Origin of the sequence: Pseudonocardia pini, assembly GCF_013870575.1 — a bacterium.
Classification (GTDB): Bacteria; Actinomycetota; Actinomycetes; order Mycobacteriales; family Pseudonocardiaceae; genus Pseudonocardia; species Pseudonocardia pini.
In genome coordinates, this window is record NZ_JACBXB010000865.1 from 1 (window position 1) to 2,150 (window position 2,150).

General features: G+C 74.2%; 2 protein-coding genes. One reads left to right on the plus strand and one right to left on the minus strand.

Annotated elements, in window-relative coordinates; all coding sequences use genetic code 11:
• A partial coding sequence (locus tag H5J29_RS30090) for a right-handed parallel beta-helix repeat-containing protein (protein WP_181784344.1) occupies positions 1–1,396 on the plus strand: 1,396 nt, incomplete at its 5' end.
• Positions 1,397–1,399: 3 nt separating this feature from the next.
• On the opposite strand, the gene H5J29_RS30095 is transcribed toward H5J29_RS30090, so the two are convergent.
• Positions 1,400–2,150: heparinase II/III family protein (locus tag H5J29_RS30095; RefSeq protein ID WP_181784345.1), on the minus strand; the 751-nt coding region annotated here is incomplete at its 5' end.

The window sequence follows — 2,150 nt, forward strand, 5'->3', positions numbered from 1 at the left end:
GGACCTCGTCGGTGAAGTCGTCGTCCCCGTCCTGGCGCAGCCCGTCCCGATCGACGCGCACCCTGCCGGCACCACCTACTGCTTCGCGGCGGGCGTGCACCGGCTGACGACACCGTTGGTGCCCAAGGCCGGGGACGCCCTCGTCGGGGAGCGCGGCAGTGTGCTGAGCGGTTCGGTGGTCCTCACCGGCTGGGCCCGCACCGGGAAGGGGTGGTCGGCGGCGGGGCGGCTCCCGCCCGGTCCCAGCGAGTCCGGCGAGTGCCTCGAGACCGCGCCGCTGTGCACCGCGACGGAGGACGTCTTCCTCGACGGCCGCCGCCTCACCCGGGTCGGCAGCGCGGCGGCGGTCGGCCCCGGTGCCGTGTACGCGGACTACGCGACGGGGCGGATCCTCGTCGGGGACGACCCCACGGGCAGGCTGGTGGAGCAGGCGGTCGCCCCGGGGCTGGTCGCCGCGCTCGTGGACGACGTCACCGTCGCGAACCTCGTGCTCGAACAGGCGGCCAACGAGGGACAGGTGGCGGCGGTCGAGGCGCGCGAGGTCGGCGGCGAGCGCTTCGGCAGTGGCTGGACCATCCGGGACAACGAGGTCCGGTCCAACCACGCCGTCGGCATCGGCTTCGCGAGCCACAGCGTGCTGTCGGGCAACCTGGTCCACGACCAGGGCCAGCTCGGCTTCGGGGCCTGGGGCAGCGGGTCGGTCGTCCGGGACAACGTCCTCACCGGCAACGGCGCCGCCGGATACTCCTTCGAGTGGGAGGCGGGCGGCGGCAAGAGCTGGATGACCGAGGACCTGACCATCGAGCACAACCTGGTGCAGGACAACCGCGGCCCGGGGCTGTGGACGGACGGCGGCAACATCCGCACGACCTACGCCTTCAACATCGTGGCCGACAACGACGGTGCGGGCATCCAGCACGAGATCAGCTACGACGCGCTCGTCACGGGCAACGAGATCAGCCGCAACGGCCGCGTGCACAAGGGCTGGGCCTGGGAGGCGGGCATCCAGATCCAGTCGTCCGGCGGGATCGGGGGCCGGATCGAGGTCGTCGGCAACCGCGTCACGGGCGGGCCGAACGGCATCACCCTGATCGAGGGCGGCGACCGGGCGGACGAGTGGCCCGCCCCCTTCGGCCCGCACCTCGTGCGGAACGTGTGGGTGCACGACAACGTCGTGGTCGTCGCGCCCGGGGGCACGTCCGGGGCCGTCGAGGACATCGACGACCCCACGGTGTTCGCGGGCGGCAACAACCGCTTCGAGGCCAACACCTACTACGTGCCCTCCCTCGACGGGGAGCACTTCGTCTGGGACGGCACGGAGATGCCGTGGTCCGTGTGGCGCGGCTCGGGCGGCGGCAACGACCTGACCGGCCGGGTCCTCACCATCACGGGCTGACGCTCAGCGGCGCTGCGTGGACCGGGCGGCGACGGCGACCTCCTCCCGGGGCCGCGGCGCGGTGCCGAGCCGCAGCTCGGTGCGGACCGTCCGCCGGGCACCCCCCAACAGGCCCGTCCCGACCAGCGTGACCGCGGGCTCCCGCCTGCCGAAACCGGGGGAGTACCAACCCAGCGGCGGCGACACCGATCCCCGGTGCGAGGCCCAGGTGAGCTCCGCGGGCAGCTCCAGCACCGCCGCACCGCCCGGGTAGCTGAGCAGGGCGGTCGTCCCGGCGACGTCCGCCCGGACCTCGGGCCCGAGGTGGAAGGCCAGCCTGCAGGGGCGCTCGCGCTCGGACAGCAGCGAGTCCTCGACGGTCAGGGTGCGGGTCGCGACGTCGAGGTCGACGCTGCGCCGGTGGACGGCGTCGAGGCCGTAGCCCGCGTGCTCGGCACACCAGCGGGCGCGGTCGCCGCCGTCGGTGGACTCCAGGAGGTGGGTCGTGGCGTGCCGCGTCCACAGGAACGGCCCGCCCGACGCCGACTGGTCCCGCCCGCCGACCTCGAGCGTGTTGTGCCCGAGCGTCGAGCGGAAGTAGCGCCGCCAGTCGGGTTCGCCGTGGTAGCAGTAGGTGCCGGGGTCGGCCAGGACGTCGATCCCCCCGTGCCGGACCTCGATCGCGAGCGCGTCCGCGTGGGCGTGCGCGGCGATCGACAGGAAGCCGTGGGGGCCCGCGTCGCACCGGCACCACACCTCGGCGCCGTCCTCCGTC